This window comes from endosymbiont GvMRE of Glomus versiforme (assembly GCF_003546845.1).
On record NZ_NWVA01000002.1, the window covers coordinates 200606 to 219380 of the forward strand.

19 protein-coding genes are annotated in these 18775 nt (G+C 31.0%); 9 read left to right on the plus strand and 10 right to left on the minus strand.

The window, feature by feature from the left end; genetic code table 4:
• Both GvMRE_RS04600 and GvMRE_RS04605 read right to left on the minus strand, forming a co-directional pair.
• Entirely contained in the window at positions 1–3000 is a 3000-nt protein-coding gene (locus GvMRE_RS04600; protein ID WP_172575259.1) for a leucine-rich repeat domain-containing protein, read from the minus strand.
• Between the two features lie 44 nt (positions 3001–3044).
• Positions 3045–8102, minus strand: a complete 5058-nt coding sequence (locus GvMRE_RS04605; RefSeq protein ID WP_147410097.1) for an HET domain-containing protein — start codon at positions 8100–8102, stop codon at positions 3045–3047.
• Positions 8103–8242: 140 nt separating this feature from the next.
• Between GvMRE_RS04605 and GvMRE_RS04610 the strand changes: the two genes are divergently transcribed.
• The 4 genes from GvMRE_RS04610 (at position 8243) to GvMRE_RS04625 (ending at position 9925) form a co-directional block, all read left to right on the plus strand.
• Positions 8243–8659, plus strand: a complete 417-nt coding sequence (locus tag GvMRE_RS04610) for an HU family DNA-binding protein (RefSeq protein ID WP_172575260.1) — start codon at positions 8243–8245, stop codon at positions 8657–8659.
• Between the two features lie 78 nt (positions 8660–8737).
• Positions 8738–9040 carry a hypothetical protein gene (locus GvMRE_RS04615; RefSeq protein WP_147410099.1) on the plus strand — a complete coding sequence of 101 codons (303 nt, stop codon included), beginning with the start codon at positions 8738–8740 and terminating at the stop codon, positions 9038–9040.
• Positions 9027–9518: a type II toxin-antitoxin system PemK/MazF family toxin gene (locus tag GvMRE_RS04620; protein WP_147410100.1), complete on the plus strand. Its 492-nt coding sequence runs from the start codon at positions 9027–9029 to the stop codon at positions 9516–9518. The genes GvMRE_RS04615 and GvMRE_RS04620 overlap by 14 nt, the downstream gene beginning before the upstream one ends.
• On the plus strand, positions 9482–9925 hold the full coding sequence (locus tag GvMRE_RS04625) for a hypothetical protein (protein ID WP_147410101.1): 444 nt from the start codon (positions 9482–9484) through the stop codon (positions 9923–9925). The genes GvMRE_RS04620 and GvMRE_RS04625 overlap by 37 nt, the downstream gene beginning before the upstream one ends.
• Before the next feature lie 287 nt (positions 9926–10212).
• Here the strand turns inward: GvMRE_RS04625 and GvMRE_RS04630 are convergent, their stop codons facing one another.
• The 8 genes from GvMRE_RS04630 to GvMRE_RS04660 form a co-directional block, all read right to left on the minus strand.
• The gene (locus tag GvMRE_RS04630; RefSeq protein ID WP_147410102.1) at positions 10213–10614 is read right to left on the minus strand and encodes a hypothetical protein; all 402 of its coding nucleotides are present in this window, start codon (positions 10612–10614) and stop codon (positions 10213–10215) included.
• On the minus strand, positions 10595–10978 hold the full coding sequence (locus GvMRE_RS04635; RefSeq protein WP_147410103.1) for a hypothetical protein: 384 nt from the start codon (positions 10976–10978) through the stop codon (positions 10595–10597). Before GvMRE_RS04635 ends, GvMRE_RS04630 begins: the two co-directional genes overlap by 20 nt.
• A 206-nt stretch (positions 10979–11184) precedes the next feature.
• Positions 11185–11379: a DNA adenine methylase gene (locus GvMRE_RS14470; RefSeq protein ID WP_425451141.1), complete on the minus strand. Its 195-nt coding sequence runs from the start codon at positions 11377–11379 to the stop codon at positions 11185–11187.
• Positions 11380–11474: 95 nt separating this feature from the next.
• Positions 11475–11849, minus strand: coding sequence for a DNA adenine methylase (locus GvMRE_RS14120; protein WP_216361616.1), 375 nt, complete (start codon positions 11847–11849; stop codon positions 11475–11477).
• A 10-nt stretch (positions 11850–11859) separates the two neighbouring features.
• The gene (locus GvMRE_RS04645; protein ID WP_147410104.1) at positions 11860–12687 is read right to left on the minus strand and encodes a hypothetical protein; all 828 of its coding nucleotides are present in this window, start codon (positions 12685–12687) and stop codon (positions 11860–11862) included.
• Between the two features lie 47 nt (positions 12688–12734).
• Positions 12735–13013, minus strand: coding sequence for a hypothetical protein (locus tag GvMRE_RS04650; protein WP_147410105.1), 279 nt, complete (start codon positions 13011–13013; stop codon positions 12735–12737).
• Between the two features lie 225 nt (positions 13014–13238).
• Positions 13239–13598 (minus strand): XRE family transcriptional regulator, encoded by a 360-nt coding sequence (locus GvMRE_RS04655; RefSeq protein WP_172575261.1) that lies wholly within the window; start codon positions 13596–13598, stop codon positions 13239–13241.
• Between the two features lie 14 nt (positions 13599–13612).
• Positions 13613–13984 carry a hypothetical protein gene (locus GvMRE_RS04660; protein WP_147410107.1) on the minus strand — a complete coding sequence of 124 codons (372 nt, stop codon included), beginning with the start codon at positions 13982–13984 and terminating at the stop codon, positions 13613–13615.
• 294 nt (positions 13985–14278) lie between these two features.
• On the opposite strand from GvMRE_RS04660, the gene GvMRE_RS04665 reads away from it, so the two are divergent.
• From GvMRE_RS04665 to GvMRE_RS04685, 5 genes are all read left to right on the plus strand, one after another.
• The gene (locus GvMRE_RS04665; protein WP_147410108.1) at positions 14279–15718 is read left to right on the plus strand and encodes a GTPase; all 1440 of its coding nucleotides are present in this window, start codon (positions 14279–14281) and stop codon (positions 15716–15718) included.
• 4 nt (positions 15719–15722) lie between these two features.
• On the plus strand, positions 15723–17630 hold the full coding sequence (locus GvMRE_RS04670; RefSeq protein ID WP_147410109.1) for a GTPase: 1908 nt from the start codon (positions 15723–15725) through the stop codon (positions 17628–17630).
• A gap of 425 nt (positions 17631–18055) precedes the next feature.
• Positions 18056–18235 (plus strand): hypothetical protein, encoded by a 180-nt coding sequence (locus GvMRE_RS04675; RefSeq protein WP_147410110.1) that lies wholly within the window; start codon positions 18056–18058, stop codon positions 18233–18235.
• Positions 18236–18248: 13 nt separating this feature from the next.
• Entirely contained in the window at positions 18249–18437 is a 189-nt protein-coding gene (locus GvMRE_RS04680; RefSeq protein ID WP_147410111.1) for a hypothetical protein, read from the plus strand.
• Positions 18418–18774, plus strand: a complete 357-nt coding sequence (locus GvMRE_RS04685) for a hypothetical protein (protein ID WP_147410112.1) — start codon at positions 18418–18420, stop codon at positions 18772–18774. The genes GvMRE_RS04680 and GvMRE_RS04685 overlap by 20 nt, the downstream gene beginning before the upstream one ends.
• Position 18775: the final 1 nt, after the last annotated feature.

Here is an 18775-nt window from a genome sequence, read left to right on the forward strand (position 1 = left end):
TTATTTAGAGGGACCAGGAATGCCGTAAGCTGGTTGGAGAATTTGAGCTTGTTGTTGATTTTGCAACAAATCAGTTTGTGATTCTACTGCTTTAAATCAAGATTTCTCAGCTAAGTTCTTTTTCTGTTGCTGAAATTTTTGCCGAAAATCACTTAAACTGCTATCAATCTTTTCTAGAAAGGCTTTTAACTCTTCTAAATTAAGATTAGGAAGATTTTTCTCTCAAACTTCACCAACCTTGAAAACATTATAATTATCACTAAAAGACCTTAACTGAGTCTTATCTAACCGAAAGGTATCAATAATGTTTCTAGTTATTTCTCCTTGCTCATTACCTGACCAAATGGTTTGAATTAGTGAGCGATAACTTTCGTCAAATAAAGACAAACTTTCTTTATCTTTATCAAAGACTTCTTGAAACTTCTTGAGACACTTTTTTAAATTCTTTTCTTGAATAACAGTTCCTGCTAAATTAATGGTATCTCCTAAAATTCCTAGAGGGGTTTCAACTACTCCGCCACCAGGAATGACATTAGTTAATTTGCTAGTAATACCCATCATGCTATTAAAGGTAACAAATTTAGTTGAATTATTCTTCCCAGCCAACTTGCAATAGGAATCAATTAAATGATTAATAACTTCTTGTCGATAATTGATAAAAAGTTCTTTGGTTCCTAAAAAAATAATAGTTTTATTAATTACTTGTTTTTCCTGAGGAGTAATTTCTTTAATGTCAAGGAACTCAATTTCTTTTCCTGTTTCCTCAGCTAGTTGTTGATAATTTTGGATATATTTAGTTTGATAATTAGTAATGACTTGATTGCTGAAAGAGGAATTATCACCAGTTGCTAATTGATTAACATTAACGATATTAATAGTTGGCTTATTCAATTGTTCTCAGAGGCGATTGTTTTCTTCTTTTTTAGCATCTAGTTCGGCTTTTACTTTGACTAGTTCTAGTTCTAATTGGTGAACTTTTTGTTCTTTTTCTTTGTTATTAGGTGTCTCCGATAAAATTTGCTTTTGGCTTTCGATTAATGAAGTTTTGTTATCAAGTTTAGCTTCCAATTCTAATTCTTGGGCTACTAACTCTTCGCAATCAGTTAGAATAGCTTCTATTTTTTCCATTGTTTCTTCACTGTTCTCCAATTTCTTTTCTAACTCACTATAAACCTCCTCTTTTTGCTTTCTTAATTTTATTACTGGTCGTTTTTGTTTTTTTGCTTTGGTAAATTCTAAATGAATTTTGATTAGTTCTTGCAATAATTCTTTTTCAGGAAAAACTTGTAAAAGAGAAGCAATGATCTTATCCTTTTGCTTCTTGCTTGCCTCAGTTAGTTCTTGAACCCGAGACTCCAAGTAATCAATCTTTTTTTCCTGATCTTTAAGAATAGTTTCAGTCTTTAATGAAGAAGCTAAAAATTGAAGATCGCCTTCAAAAGTACCAGTTCGAACATTAAAAAAGATACCACGTCGACCCAAGAAATCTCAAATATTTTGGCTAGGATCAATTTTTTCCAAGGTTTCTTTTAGCAACTTGTAAGGGGGTTGGTTTTCTTTTCAATACTGCAAATCATAATAAGTGACAACATTTTCTTCATTTTTTGACAGACTTCCTCACAAACCTACTGGTTTAAGATCCGTAGTTTTTTCTTTTAAGTCTAAAGTAAACTCGCAATTATTAGGCAAATATTCATACCCACCACTTATTTCTGTTCCAGAGGTACCTAGTTTCTTTAGCCTAGTTAAACTTCTCAAAGATTGTAAGCTTCCATAAAAAGAATTATTTGCTAAATAAAAACGCTCTAAATTTACAAACTTGCTAAAAATATCTATGTCTTGTCGAGGAAAAGAATTATTAGTAATATACAAAAAAGCTAACTTGTTAGAATCCAAGTTATCGAGAAAATCCAAACTAACTAAAGAATTATTAGTAACATTTAAATTACTAACTCCTGGACAATTATTGATAGTCAACTGATTTATTGTAGAATCAGGACAACTAACTCTAGTAAGTTTAGGCAAATTACTGAGTGTTAGACTAGTAAGTGGATTACAATAACAATCTAATATTTCCAAATTAGGAAAATTTTCAACAACCAAACCTCCTTCTAAGCCACTCCTTCTATCAATAACTAATCAGCGTAGTCATCTTCTTTCTTCTAGAGGATAGTTTTGTTCTAATCATTCTTGGACATTCCTACTTTTTTTTTTTAATTCTTCTAAATTCAAGTTTTGTTGCGGATTATAGCCTTTTGCTCTTAAATGAGCTACGAAGTGATGATCATCAGGTTGCAAACCAACTTTAATTCAATCTTTAACTTGTTGGTAATTGAAGCCTAATTTTTCTCATTGGTTTTGTTTAAATTTGTCGACGAATTCTGGGTGAATGTCTTTTCAATTTTCTTTAAAATTTCGACTACTAAGAAAAGAGTCCAATTGTCCGGATATTTCTCTTAATTTGCTTTCCGGTCTTTCTTTCGAAGAATAAGAAACTCGTCTAATACTGTCAGGAAGGAAATCAACGTTGCCATTAATATCTGTGTTGCTAATATCAAGATCTCTTAAATTGGCTAAGTTTTTTAAAGACTTTAAAGAACCGGAGAAACGATTGTATATTCCCTGGGCAATTTTTTCCTTATCATTACTACCAATTCTCAAATCTTCCAAATTAATAAATTGGCTAAAAACAGCCAGATCTTGTTCAGGAAGATTATTGTTATCTATAATCAGACCAGTTAAACTTTTAGGATTTAAAGAAGAATAATCCAAACTATTCAAGAGATTGTTATTACAATAAACTGTTCTTAATTGCTTCAAGCCAGTTAAGTCTAAACTAGTGATTTGATTATAAGAGCAATCTAACTTTTCTAGATTAGTGAAACCTCTTAAATCAAGATGACCTTCTAATTCTTTTTCTCTAATATATAAGTTTTTTATTTGGTTTCCTATTTCTTTGGGATAATTTTGGTTTAATCAGTTTTGTGCTTGTATCACCACGATAATTTAATTTTATTACTTTTTGTTAAAAATCACGATGATTTCTATTTTTGTCGAATTTGCGCTTGGAACTGTTGTTGACTGTTTTGTTCTTGTTGCATTTTACTTTCAATTTTACCTTTTTCTTTAATAATTGAATTTGCTTCTCCAATGATTACTTTCTTTTCTGGTGCTCCTTGCAATATTTTGACTGATTCTTGGTCTAATTCTACTAGACCTATACGATGATAGATATCTCCTTCTTTTGTCGCTAAAATAGCGAATAGTTTGTTGCTCTTTCATTCTTTTTTATTAGGCACTATTAAAAAGTAATCATTTTTTGTTACATCAAGTGACTTATAGACCCCTCATAAGATTATTTTTTTCTTATTTCCCTCTGGAGTTAATACCGAAAATTTTCTCTTATGAAGCCCACTATCAACAGTTGATTTTTCATCAGTACTAATTGGGCAATCATCATCATCACGAGAAGAAAAAACAATATACTCTGAGCCACTTATTTTAATACTACTATTGTCACCAGAAAAAAATTCTACACTTTTTTCTTTGCAATCTACATTTATTCCTCCTTCTATCTCAATCGAACCATTACTTGTGTTTACTGTCGGTAATCAACTGTTGCTTTCTCCATGTCAAGATAAAGGCTCGCCATGTCCATGTTCTACTGCTACTTTCATAACATCAAGTAAAGCATCATCTAACTCTTCTTTGAAATATGTGGGAAATTGTGTCTTTTGCTCTTCATGATGTTCACAAACTATTGCTTTTCGTCACTCACTTTCTTTTTTTTTACAATATTTACATAGTTTTTCTTTATATTTAGGTATCACTTTGCTGCCATAAGGCAATAATCCTAATATAGAATAGATGCTATCTATAGCCACAGCTCTTCCACGATTTTTTGTAGATCGAAGAATCTCATGTAGTCTTAGACTTACTTTGTCTTCTGGAGTATATCCTTCCTGATGATATACTCAACCCACTGGAGTAGCAATCTTTAGCGAACCTTCCAGCAAACCTTCAAAAATTCTGTCTTTTTCATGAGAATTATAAGTTGGCTGGTCAAGTGACCAGATTCCGGCTATAGCTTTACCGTCAATCAATTTATCGTCAAACATAAAAATCGTGTGTTTAGAAAGTCAACCTTCTTGGTAAGTTCAAGATCTAGTAAATCACTGTGAATCAACTATCTTTTTTAGTAAATTTAAAGAATCAAATTGTTTTTCTTCATTTTCTTCTTCAATAGTTTCTGTATTAGTATTGATAGCTACTAAAGTAACACTTGCATTATTATAATATCCTCTCATTTTGCGTACTTCACGTCTTTTTTCTTCAATATTATTTTGATTGATACATAACTGATCCATTCAAAGATAATCAATATTGAGAAGTTTACAAGTTTTAATGGCTTTGTTCAGATTTTTATTACTCCAGACAGTTGCTAATTGTTTTTTTCATCAAGGACGATTTTCCATTTCTGGAGTAGCTTTCATTGTCGGATCACCCCAAACATAAGACAATATGGCATAATCTTTTATATCATTACGTCCTTCAGTTTCTTCTACTTGTCCAGTTTTAACATTGTAAAGTTTAGTAGGTAACTCCTCGGTTGTCGGTAACTTATTTTTTCAAGAACTACTCGTTTCCAGATATATTTTGTTGTAATTTATTTCTTCAATATTGTAATTTTCTGTAAACTTACTTTCTTTTCCGAGTAATTGTAATGGCGTATTAGGCACTAACCTCAAGGATTCCTTTTTTTCCTCCTGTGAATTATCAGTTAGCAAAAATGGGTGGTTTTTTTCTTGAATTAACGCTTTGTTACTAAGTTTTTCTTTTAATTCTAGTTCTAAATCTACTAGTTGCTTGCAGTTATTAAGAATTTGTTGCACTTCTTTTATAAGTTCCTGACTCTGATTCTGACTTAGTTGTTGCTTTATTACTTCCTGATACTGTCTTTTAAGTTCAGAAGAAAGAAGACTTTGTTGTTTAGCTTTAATAAATTGTAAATAAATAATTATTAACTTGTTTAACTTATCTTTCTCTCCTTCTGAAAGAAAGTTTAGATAAGCATTAAATATCTTTTCTCTTTTCTTTTGGATTAAACTGGTCAATTCTTTGATACGAAGTTCTAAAAGGATGATTTCTCGCTCTTTCTTTTCAAAAAGAGACTCGTCTATTTGAAGCAAACTGGCTAAACCTTGAAGATTTCCTTGAAAAGTACCAGTTGCTACATTAAGAAAAATATTTTGTTGATGAAGAAATTCTTGAAGATCTAAATTAGGATTAGTTTTGCTGAGGTTTTCAACTATTGATTTGAAAACAGATTGATTTTTTTTTCAGGCTTGAGGATTATAATCATTAACTAATTTATTTGTCAAGTAATAGTCTTTTAATTCTTCTTTAATTTTTCTGTTTTTTTGATCTTCTCAAGCACTACAGCTAACTATATCTAAACCATCAGGTAAGTATTCTAACCCTGAGTCAATGTCAGTATCAGAAATGTCTAGATAGGTTAATTTGTTTAAATTTTGTAAGGGCTTTAAAGATCCATAGAAATGGTTGAAATAGTTTGTTGATTGCTTTTCACTGCTTAACTTAAAGACTTTGGCGTTGCCCAACTTAAGTTCTTCCAATTTTTTGAATCTACTAAAGCAAGACAAATCGCGTTCAGGAAAAAGATTGTCGCCAATAGCCAAACTAGTCAATTTTTCTGGATTCAAATTATTAATAAAGTTCAAATCTGTAAGAGAATTATAACTTACATCAATTTTTTGAAGATTGGGACAATTAATAATGGTTAAATGGTCAGCTTCACAATCTTGAATAGACAAAATTTTCAGTTCGGGTAAATTACTCAAAGTTACATTAGAAAAATTGTTTCTGAAACAGTCTAATTCTACTAAATTATCTCAATCATCGAGAGTCAAATCGCCTTTCAAGCTTTCGTTTTTAAGATCTAGTTTAGTGCTAATTTTTCTTTTTTCAACTGGGTACCAAAAGTTTAGCCAGGCTTGCGGATTAAGATATTCTTGTCACAGTTTTGCTAAATCACTGGTTAATAACTGTGAAGATTGATAGCCTTTGACTTTTAAATAAAAAACAAACCTAGAATGAGCAGGTTCCAGTCCTTTATCAATCCAGCCCTTGGTCTGCTGATAATTAAATCCTAAGTTTTCTCAATCTTCTTGATAATCCTTGTTTTTTTTTACACCAAAAAAGCCAAGATTCAAATAAGTGCTAAAATCAGGATGAATATTTTTCCAATCGCCAATTTCAATTTTTTCTGCTTCATTAGCGGAAAAGTTTTCGTTTGCCGCTTTTCTTTCTTGCGAATTATCGTATTCACTTCTCAATTCAATTAAATTATTCTTTATATCTTGAGGTTCAATTTTTTTATTGTTTTTCAAATAATGAGCAAAATCATAATCATTATCTCCCAAGCCGGCTTCTATTCAAGATTTAATTTCTTCAAAAGAGAAATCCAAATCTTTTCATTTCCTTTGCATTTTGTTAGTAAATAAATCTAATTGTCATTTAATTTCTTTGACTCTGCTTTCTGGTCTGTATTCGGTAGAACAGGAAATTTTTTTACTAAGATTATCAGGTAAATGTTCTACTCCTTCGTTAAGGTCAGTATTGTCAATGTCAAGCTCTTCTAATTCACTCATGTTTTTTAAATGCTCTAAACTACCATAGAAACGATTATAAATGCTCTGATTAATTCTTTCTTTGTTAAATTTACTTCCTAATCGCAATGTCTTTAAATTAACTAAATGATTAATAAAAGATAAATCTTGTTCAGCAAAATTATTATGGCTAATATCTAATGCTTTCAACTTTATATTCTGGCTTAAATCTAGGTTGGTTAAAAAGTTTTGGTAACAATTAAGTATTTTTAACTTCGGAAAAGCTCGAACGTCTAATTCTTTAAGTCGATTATTTTGACAAATAATCTCTTCTAAGTTAGGGCAATTAATCAACTCTAAGTGAGCAAGTGAAGTCCAATTATAAGAACATTTTATTTTTTTTAAATGTGGGCAGTTGCTTACTTTTAACTGAGTTAAAGCTCCCTGGTTTTTCAAATAGTCTTTTCCTAATTCTATTACTTCTAATCGAGGAAAGTCATCAATAATTAATTCGCCTTGAATTGCCTCTCAATCTTCAGAAACAATTTTTTTCACTGCTTGCTTATTAGGATATTTCCAATTGAGTCAATCTTGAGCATTTATTCTTACAAAAATGTGTGGTTTATTTACTATTTTACCCAGTTGAGGATTGCCATAAATATTTATTCCTTTTAAATTTGAAAAATCAGTTAAGTCCAAATCACCTACTAACTTTTGATTGCTCAAGTCTATGTATTCAACACTTCATCTTTTCTCTTTAGGATAATTCTTATCTAATCATTTTTGAGCTTCAGATTTTTTTACGTATGCTTGGTCGTCACTGCTAAAAACAAAGTTACCTGATTCTTTTATTAAATGCTCTATCTTTTTCACTCTGCTTGAAGGCTTTTCTTTGCTAGAACACCAAATATCTCTTACACTAATTGGCAAGTGTTCTAATCCTGAATCAATATCTGTATTAGCAATCTCTAACGACTGCAAACTGATTAGTTTTTTTAGAGGTTTTAAGGAGCCAATGAATCGGTTATAAACACCATTTTTTAGTTTTTTTTCATCTATGCCTCCGACCCACAACTGATTTAAATTGACAAAACGACTAAAAACCGACAAGTCTTGTTGCGAAAGATTATTATCACTGATGTTTAAACCAGTTAACCTATCAATACTTAAAGGCGAAAAATCTAGTTCAGTTAAATAATTATCAGAACAGTGAAATTCTGTTAGATTAGTTAAATTAGTCGTGCTTAAACTAGTTATTTGATTCATGCCACACTGAAGGTAAAAAAGCTTAGGACATTTGCTTATGTTCAGACTAGTTAACTTATTATGTAGACAATCTAGTATTTCTAAATTCACAAAATCACTTAGATCCAAGCCGCCTTCTAAATTAAGATTTCTAGCAACCATTTTGCTAACATTTTTTCTTCCTTCTTTAGGATAATTCTTATCCAATCATTCCTGTGCATTAACCATAGATAGTTTATTTTTATATAGAAATCAATTTTAATTTATTGTAAAATTCTATATTATTACTATTTTCTGTCTGTAACATGAGTCAAAAAGTTAACCCTTGGCGATTAGACACAGAATACTTTATCACTAAAACTTCTATTATGCAAGGAATTCAACAAATAAGTAAAGAAGTAAACAAAAAAAGTAAAATTGGCAATGAGGATACCACCAAAAAAGTATTAAATGCTTTTTTAGAAACTATTCAGCAAAAGTTAGTTCAGGGAGAAAGCATTAACTTTAAAGGTTATTTCACTATCCAAAGAAACAGCACTAAACCAAAAGGTAGTAAGAATTGCTTTAAACATGAAAAAGCTATTAATGATTTCAAACAAGCCAATAAGGGAAAAGGTATTGCCATTTTTGCTAAATCAGACAAGTTTAAGAATTTAGTGCGAGACACGAGAAATTGTAAAGACTGCCAAAGCAAAAAACAGCAATTAGCCAAAAGTGCTAAACCAACTAATAGAGTCAGTTTTAAACCTAGTAAAGATTTTTGAAAAGTAAGTAAAAAGAGATAAAATTAAGTTTAGGTAAAAGAAATTTCTAAGCACCTATATAGCAATCTCACTAAAACTTAACAATAAGAGGTAAATAAAATGAACAACCACAAAAGATTAAATGCCCAAGCCAATAACCACGAACAATTTGCTACTGAAAGTCGGGTTTTTCAAGAATTAAGAGAAATTAAAAATGAAATCAAAGAAGTCAAGAAGTTTCTTATTATTAATAGCCTTCGTCATTTAGCAAACAATTACGAAAAAATTACCCGAGCCAAACAAGGAAAATTAGCAAAAGATTGAGAATTAGCCGAAAAAGACGAAACCAGGAAAAAAGAAATTGCGGAATGAGATGAAATTCAAGAACAAGACGAAGTCCAAATAAACAATGGTAGCAATTAAAGCAAAAACCACCAAAAAAATAGCAGTTAAACGTGGTGAAGTATACTTAACTCGTTTTGACCCACTAAAAAAAGGCAAATTTAAAAAGATTGTTAAGAATACCGAAATTAAAGATCCGCATCCAGCAGTAGTAATTTCTAACAACATCCAAAATCAAAAAAGTAGTCGGATTACAGTAGTTCCTTTTACTCATACTCTTAAACCTTTTTATGAGAGTTGAGAAGTTTATTCTAATTTCAATAACGAAAAAGGAAAAATAATGTGCGACCAAGTAAAAAATATTGATAAAAAAAGAATAATAAAACATTTAGGAACTCTTGACCCAAAAACTCTGAAAGAAGTAGAAAGAAAAATCCTCGATGGTTTGGAATTAATTAAGTCTCTTGCTAACGAACAATTACTTTTAGAACTAGCCCGCCGGATTAAAACCAAAGAATTAGATTGAGAAAAAATTTTGGCAAAAATTGAGGAGGTGTAATTAAAAAAATTGATGATGATTCAGAATTGGGAGAAACCCAAACTGTAAAAAATATCAAGCAAAAAACAAAAGAACTTTTAGAAATTTATGATGAAAATAACAAAGGGGAAGAAGGATATGAAGAAATTGATTTAGAAGAACTAACCGATGAAAAGAAGCGAACAGAGTTGTCCCTAGACCTGGCTAAAAATAGAGAAGAAAGTAAATGATGAGGAATTATCAAAGATGTAAAAAAATTAGAAAACCTAGTGGTTGATTATCAAAAAACTGGTTCTCTGGAAGTAGACAAAACAAGTCAAAGCCAGAATCACCCTACACAACAGCAAACCGTAATCAATGTAAACCAACAAGCCCAAATTCTTCAAAAAGAACCAGGTTTCCCTCCTGGTTCTAGTAAAAATAACTAATATGTCCGCTGCAAAAATTTTTTTTTGAAACTATCACCACCCTCCAAAATACTTATCAGCAAGCCCTAAAAGTTAAAGAAACCACCCAAAAACAATTAAATCACCTCCTCAATGAAATCAAAAAAGCCGCTCAACAATTCCAGCAATGACAGAAGATTAATTATTATCAACAATTAGAAAGAGAGCAAAATCACACCCAAGCAAAAATAATTCACCCGCCACCATGAAAGAAAACTTAAAAAATAAAGAATTATTTACAACTAACTAAGTTTTTGCTGAGCTGGTAATTATCTTTTTCACCTACTACCAAACCGTTTTGTTGCTTCACTATACACAATAACAGTATCGTTGTAATTTTTCTTGAAAATTATTTTTGGCTTCACCATATTAAATCTGATTTCTCTATAATGAACAATACTGTCGTTTCGCATCTCAATCTCGCCAAGATTTACTCCTTCATGTTTAAGTATCACTTTTTGCTGTGGAAATTGATCTGAATGTCGTGCTTGAGAATTTAAAACAGTAAGATTATCCGTCATTATCTGTGCCACTTCTTTGCCTCAAAATACATGAAATTTGTTATTGTCGAATACAGTTAAATAATTGACTTCTCCGCCGTTAAACATTGACTTGTTAACGAAAACCTTTAATCGATGTTTATTTTGTAATTTATCGGCTAGTTCAATCATGTGTGGTCGTATTTTTTTCTTTCGCCTCTGTTTTATTTTTTTGATACTCATCAAAACTTTTAGGAAAGGCATTAATGCAATTAATCAAAAGTTCTCCTATTCTGTTCATTGCTCTAAAATCTTCTTTGAAGCGGTTTAACCCATACAGAAAAATTTGTCACTTTTTCTGTCCGCCTTTGACAGAATGGGAATCACCAGAAAGGTCAATAACATCTTTTTTTGCTTTTATGTCATTTTTGTAATCTTCACTAAGTCCAATTGATTTGGCAAAAAGAAGTGCATCATCATAACCTTGTTGTCTTGCTTGTCTAGCTTTTTCTGGCGAAGAGGCTCTTGATTTCCTTACTTTGTGGGGTTCATTCATATTATTAATTCGTGAGATTTTTTAACGTGAGAGCTGTTATTGTTGTTAAGCCTGTTTTTTCCAATTCTCGTGTCTCCTTGGCTGAAAGTACATTGCCAGGAAGGAGAAATCATATTAAAGTCTTTATATCATTCCCTAATTGCCGAACAGTCATTATAAGAAAGAATAAATCCTCCCTTGTGTGCTTTTAAGTTCGTGTTTAAATCCTAAATGGTGTGGATTGGGAAATTTCGGTGAGGATACATTCCCACAAACATTTTGCTATCATCATCCAAATAATAGGGTGGATCACAATACAAAAAATCATCTTTATATTTTGGGATTACTGTTTCAAAACTCTCGCAATATACTTTCAACTTTTTACAATCAAAATTTCTTACTTTTTCAATGGTTTTTCATAATTTCTTTTACTCTCGAATATTCTTCTTTGGTTGGTTTAAAACTTTTTAGTTTATTGGTCAGTCTTTCCGGCTCATTAATTTGATAATATCAATAGTTAATTAAAATATCAAAAATATCATAGCCAATCACCTCAAAGCCCCAACTCCTTTGCTAATGCAATTTCAACTGATGCTCCTCCAAGAAAAGGTGAAACTACTCTTTTTATGTTATTTGGTAAAAGATTTACGACATGTCCAACTGCAAGCGTTTTGCCTCCTGCGTATCGCAAGGGAGTTCCTAGATATCTTTTATAGTTATTTGGTTTTGTTTTGCTTCTTAATTTTTCAAGCAAGGCTTTTTTTCTTTCAACCGAGGTGCTATCCTCAACACCTTTTAGTAGATTAAACGCCGGGGAGGTTTTGGATAATTTTGGGACGTATTTAATTTGGTTGTTTAGCTCAACAACATTTTTAGTTTTAATTTCAGTCATATGTTTTTATTTATTCTTTGAAAGCCACAGCAGGAGTAATGTTTGCTAAACTTATCTCATAATAAATGTTAATATAATGAAAATCATTTAGGGAATAGGGCTTAATGAAGTAAGGAGCTAGTATTCCCCATTTAGCAATCATAATAAGTTTAATTCCGTTTTTTAAGTTAGCACAAATTATATCGCCTACTAAATTTTGTAAAAAATTATTGGTATCATTTTGCTTTATGAACTTATACGTTTCAGGTTCGGCAATTATCAAAACATCTTTTTCACTTCCGCAAAAAATACTTTCTTTGAATTTGTTATTCGTAATATTTTCAGTTAAGTCTTTGTTTCTTCCGTAAACAAGAAAATCAATGTATTTATATAAATTGTTGAAAAAAACATCCAAGTTATCTTTTTTTAACTCGCTAAAAGATTTTATGCAATTAGGATTATAATTTTCTTCGTTACATATTTCTTCAATTATATGATAATTATCCAAATTTCTAGCAAATTGTTCTACTAAAATATTTTCTATTGTTTTGCGAATCTCTTCGCTTTTTTTAGTTATCTCCCGAAAATCTGTTGCTTCGTAGTGAGAATAAACAGAGGAGTCGGGGTCAATAAGAAATCATTCTCGTTTTTCTCCTAGTCATACAAATTTGCTTGTTGGTTTTTTAGCAGTAGCGGACTGCTTAACAAGAAATGAAGGAAAAACAAATAATGCTGTCTTTGAACCTCTTCTTTCATCGATAAAAAAACGAGGTAAATGTTTTAAAAAACGAGACTTGGCTACCAAAATTTTTTCTAATTCTTCTTTTCTTTGTTTTGTTATAAAATTATCTTTATCCATATATTATTTTACAGACAGTTTAAAACTAATACGGCTAAAAACACATTCTATTTTTTTGACACAAGGTCATTTTTGTCCAGTAAACCATTATAAAGATAGGCTCGAAAACGGCTCTTTTTTTCCTCGCCAACTAATCTAAGAAAATCATCGGGATGGCTTTTTCTTCAATCTTTTAAGCAAGCACGACAAAGAATTTCATAACCTTTCCAACTTTTTCCTTCGGTTCAAAAACTCACCTCATTTAACTGACTTCAACTTCTCTGTGGTGCCACATATTTACGAATAAAGTCCCGTAAACACCTATCGCATTTTTCTATTTTTTCCATATTAATTTCGCTTTAAAACAATAAATAATTTCATATCGTATTAGTTATATATTTATTTTTATTGCCAATTTTGCAGTGTAGAAAATAACCCCCTCTATTTAGTTGCTTATCAGTCTCAACCTACTCTTTTCTGTTTTTCCTGTGCTTGATGGCAATTCCCCAGGAGCGAAAAAGAAAAAGCACTAGAAAACAAGTGATACCAAGCAAGGAAAAGTAAATAATCTGTTAAAAAGAACTACCTAGACCGCTTGCTACACTAACTTTTATTTGTAAAGGTAAATGTAGTTTTTCCACATAATTAATTAAACTATCCAAAGAAAAACTTTCGGTGTATCCTCGCACTAATCTAGCAGTATTATCTTTATCTAAATCTAATTTTTGAGCCAATTCTTCCTCGGAAAGATTGTTTTTGATTAGATAACGACAAATGACTTGGCTAAACTCATATTTAGTCTTTTCGCTAACACTGGCTTGCTCTCCGGGCATTCAACTTCCTAAACACTTTTCACTTTCTACTCACTGAAAAACTTTTTCTTCCTCAGCGTTAATAGGAATTTCAATGATTTCTCGCCCTTGGTTTTTCATATACTCTAATTTTACTAATCAGGGTGGCAAGTTCGCACTCAAAGATAAGTGTCTGCTTCTTTTCATCATCACCAAATTAGTTTATATCTTTTGTCGTTTATTTCAGGATAAGCTTTAAAATAATTCTTTTTCTCGGGTTGCTTACCGCTAAAAGGAAAATAGTGATTGTTTAATAATTGAACTAATTTCATAATTAACTTGTGGGTAATACCATGCTCTAAATGTTTATCACAGTGAGAACTAACTGCCACATATTTAATTGAGCGGTCGTTAACTATAATTGCTTGATCTAGTGGGTAAAGGTAATAAGTAATCACCTCTTTTTTAGTTTTTTGGGATGATGTTTCTTTATCTTTAATTGTGTTGGGATTTATTTTTAGGGGCATATAATTCATATTGCTCGCCCTTGGTTTTAATACCTTGTATATATTTTTACATGATTTGTTTAATTTCTTGATTTTTCTCTAACTGTTCTTGCTTGAATGCTAGAAAGGTTGGCTTTATAAGTATTTTTTTAGTGGTTGGTTTATAGATTTTAGCAGTTAAAAAACAAACACGCTCTTTTTGGCGGTTTATTTCTTCGGGTTTTTTAGAATACTATCTAAAAAGAGATATTATGAAAAAAACAATAATAATTAAAAGTCAAATAAATAAATTAGTGAAAGGAGAGAACAACTAACATGGTAAATATAAATGCCCAAAATTGATTAAATGAAAAGTATCCAGTAGATAAAGCGTGCCAAAGAGATGGTGATTCTGAAAATAAAAATAAAACTCGCAAAGAAATAACCCATTTGGATATTAGAAAAGGCAAGGTTGGGAGTTTCCTTAGTGGCGGGGACAAAAGCTTAGTAGGTTCTTTAAAACTAGAAGGATTTACTAGTTTACGAAAATTAATAGTTTCTTCTCATCAATTGATTGAATTAGATTTAAGTGAATGTAAAAACCTTGTAGAATTAGATTGTCGTAGCAATGAACTTAATAATTTAAATGTTAATGGTTGTGCTGATCTCAAAAGGGTTGATTGCTCTAATAATAATATTAGGGAATTAGATTTAAGTACTTGTTCCAAATTAGAAGAAGTAAACATAAATAATTGCCCAGAACTCACAACAGAAACAATAAAGTCTAATCTTACTTATAATTTCGAAAAAGGCAAATTAGTAAAAGATAATACAAAAGTAAAAATTGGTCCCCAAATAACCAAAGCCAAAGAAAATGATACCAGAAATATATTAGTAATTGGCATAACTGGCAATGGTAAATCTGCCCTTGCTAATGTTTTAACTGATACTGAACAATTTGCCGAAAATGCTTCTAGCACTAGTGTAACCAAGAATTTTCAATCTAGTAATGTTTTTGAATATCAAGGCAAGAATTATCGTATAATTGACAATATTGGATTTGGTGACACTAACAATATTTCTGACAAAGATGTTTTATTTAAAATCGGAGAAGGAATTAATTCCGCCAAAGAGGGAGTTAACCAAGTGCTTTTTGTCTTTAAAGGTCGGTTTGCTCCAGAACAAGTGGCAGCCTTTAAAATGTTTAAAGACTTCATTTCCGAAGTTGGTATCACCAAGTTTACTACCTTAGTGCGAACTAATTTTGAAAACTTCCAAAGCCAAGAAAGTTGTCGAGAAGATCACAACGATTTGCTTTCTCAAAGTCAGGAACTCAAAGAAATAATTAGTTCCTGCAACAGTGTTCTTCATGTAGATAATCCAGCGATACCGGTAATAAAAGATAAAGACAAGGGTAAAGTAAGAGAGAGAAAAGAACAAAGAATAATCGAAAACAAAAAATCTCGAGAGGCTTCCAAAGAAATAGTGTTAAGTCATTTAGCCGAAAATTGTTTAGAAATTTATAAACTTAAAAAATGAGACAGTATTCATGATAAAGTTGCTGGTTATGTGAATCAGATAACTCAAAAAGAACAGGAATTAGCACAAGCCAACAGTGTTTCAGAAAAAACTAGATTGCAAAATGAAATAAACGAAACAAAAGACAAAGTTGTCGAGGAGGTGAATGTTACACTTGAAGCCGAGATTTCAGCTTTACCTAAGTTGACTGCTCGAATAGAAATGAAGAATATTAGTATTTGACCTTTTAATAAGTAAAACCATGAACGACACTAAAATAATTCTCCTCATTGGAAGGTCAGGACGAGGGAAGTCCACTTTGGCTAATGTAGTTACTAACACTAATAATTTTAAAGAAAGTTCAGGTAGCGTTAGTGAAACCAAAGAAGTTCAATTTGAGCAATTTGAAGATATAGGTAATAAAATCAACTACGCAATAATAGATACTCCGGGCATTGGAGACACTAAAATGTCAGATAATGAGGTATTAAATGTTATTGCAAAAGCAGTTTATTTAGGCAAAGATGGCATTAGTCAGGTATTTTTTGTAAATGATGGTCGCTTTGACCAATATGAAATGGCCACTTATGATTTATTAAGAACCATTATTTTTGACAATGATATCACTAAACACACGACCATAGTTCGCACTCGTTTTCCGGAGTTTAGAGATGATGAAGAATATCAAAAAGACATTGATTCAATGAAAAAAGAAGCCCAAGCAAAAGAAACCGAACTAAAAAATAATATTGCTGATAAAAGAAAAGAAATAGAAAGTTTAACTTCGGGTGATGAACAGTATCAAAAGCTATCAGAGGAAATAAAAAAAGCCGAAAAAGAATTGACAGTTACCAATTTGGCTAGGATAATTGAATCTTGCCAAGGAAGAATTGTTTATGTAGATAATCCTTCCCTAGAAGTCAAGGATACTAATAAATTAAGGATGAACAAAGAAGATAGAGAAGATTCACGGGAAATATTGTTTGAACATTTAAAAGAACACTGTCAGGGAGATTCTTACAAACCAGAGAATTTAAAGAAGTTGAGTGAGGATATTGCCGATGATTACTTTCAATACCTAAATAAAAAAGCCGAACTCCAAAGAGAATTGGATGAAGAAATGAAAAGACTAAATTCTTGAACCAAAGCCTCTGTTTCTCAGGCTTCTTCAAATCAAACTAGCAATTTTAACATTGCTAGTGACCAAACAGAATTAACTACGAAAGAAAACCAAAATGAAATCCAAGAAAAGATCATAATTATTGAAAAAAAAGAGCGTGAAAGAATGATTGCTGAACTTCAAGACAAAAAAGAAAGATTAAAAAAACAAATCCAAGAAAAAGAGAAAATTATTCACCAAAAAGTTTTAAAACACATTTTTAATAATTATGAAGCCATTAATAAGGAACTAGGAGGGAATATTTTCTTAAATAGTGTGACCGGTGAACATCCTTGAACAGCAATTCATCCAGAGTTTACTAACCGCGAATTAGTAATAAAATGATTAAGTCAAGGTTTTGATTATGAACAAACCCAAAACTGAGCCGCAGCTTTAATTGATTTTAATCCCCAAATTGATGCTGATTTTTGTGCTTGATTAAGAGACAAGAAGCAGTTAACTGCGGAAAGAATAAAAAGAGCCAGTTATCCCCAAAACATTGAACGATGAAGACAAGAATATGCTGTTTATCTAGGAAAAGAAATTGGGGTACTGGATAAACATAAGCAGCAATTGGAAAAAAGAGACTGAGCCGACATTCATCCTGGTTTTGCTAAAGAAAGTTTTTACTATAAAAAAACCTACCAAGGATGTTGAGAAGAAAACAATTTAACTTACCAAGATGCTCAAAACTGGATTCCCGTAGGATTTATACCATGAAATTATAAAGAAGTTAACCAATGAAAAAACCATAATTTTACTCCCCAAGAAGTTAAGTCTTGATTAGATATTGATTTAGATAAAAATGATGCTGAATTTGCGGCTTATTTAAGAGGTGAAGGACATCAGCCCAGTCTGGATTTAAATTTAAAAGAAATGAAGATATCAGAGGCCTTTGGAGCAAAAGATTCATACAACAAGAGATTAAAGAATTATTCAAAGCCACTCCTTCGCTTAATCCTGCCCAAGATTATGAGTTTGTTCTCTGACTCGAAGATACCAAGAAACTAACTCTAAGCAATCCTTTAAGTAATGATAATTTAGAAAGGTTAAGAAATGAATATCAGCAAACAAAGTTAACTACCCAAATCATCCAACCTACTCACAACACACCTGGACCTTCTAAAAAATAATCACTATGTCTATTCACCTAACTGAATCTCAATAACTAAATACCAACTTCGCATTGACCAGAAATAAACGTTTACTGATGGCTTAGGAGCTGATGTTGTTAAGGAAAAAGAGACATATTTTAGAAACCAATCAAAGTTATTTTCATAAAAAATGAGAAAGATTTTTTAAGCGAACAGGATAATTTATTTTCCTTTCCACCTAATCGCAATTTTGTGGCAAACTAAATTAAAATATTCAGTTATTAGCAACAAAATTTAAAAAATTAGTGGCAAGAAAAAAGAAAAAGGTGTAAAAATAATATTATGACTAAAAAAGAGCAAAAAAGTGAAAAACATTCTGACCAAGAAAAGCAAGGATTTAAAGAATTCTTAAAAAAAGTGGAAGACCCTAACTATCAACGAGAAATTAATCGGGCTTTGCCACCTAACGCTAATTCTTTACAAGTAACTAAATATAAACTTTGTAAAAAAATCCGGCTATAAATTAGACAATAATTTGACTAGAGAACAAGTAGCTGAAAAAATCCAACTAAGCAAAGCGGAAACTGAAGATATTTTATTTTGTGAAATTGAAAGATTTACTCTTGATAGGTTAACCGATTATGCCAGCAAGTTATTCGCTCCTTGCGAAATAGAGATTAATATTAAAGAAAAAAAAGTTTCTCATGCCCAGACAACTATTTAAATTAATTAGTAAAGAATATAGTGAAAAATTTCAAGAGTGATGGTGAACTTATGAGGTTTTATTTGAATTTATTTTTAACAAGAGAACAATTACTTACATAACCATTACTAGTTATTACCAAACTAAACTAGGGCGAAAAATGATTACTAATGAATTAATTTTAGAATTATTAGTTAAGTTGAATGGGAAAATTTTAGAAGCAATGGAATATGATGGCAATCGAGAACCTTACGAATGAGAAGTTTTTCGTCAGGGTAAACCTTATGTTTTGTTTTTCTGATTCAAAGACGATACCATCAATCACCTCTGAATTAGAAACTGCCACTGAATAGATTAAA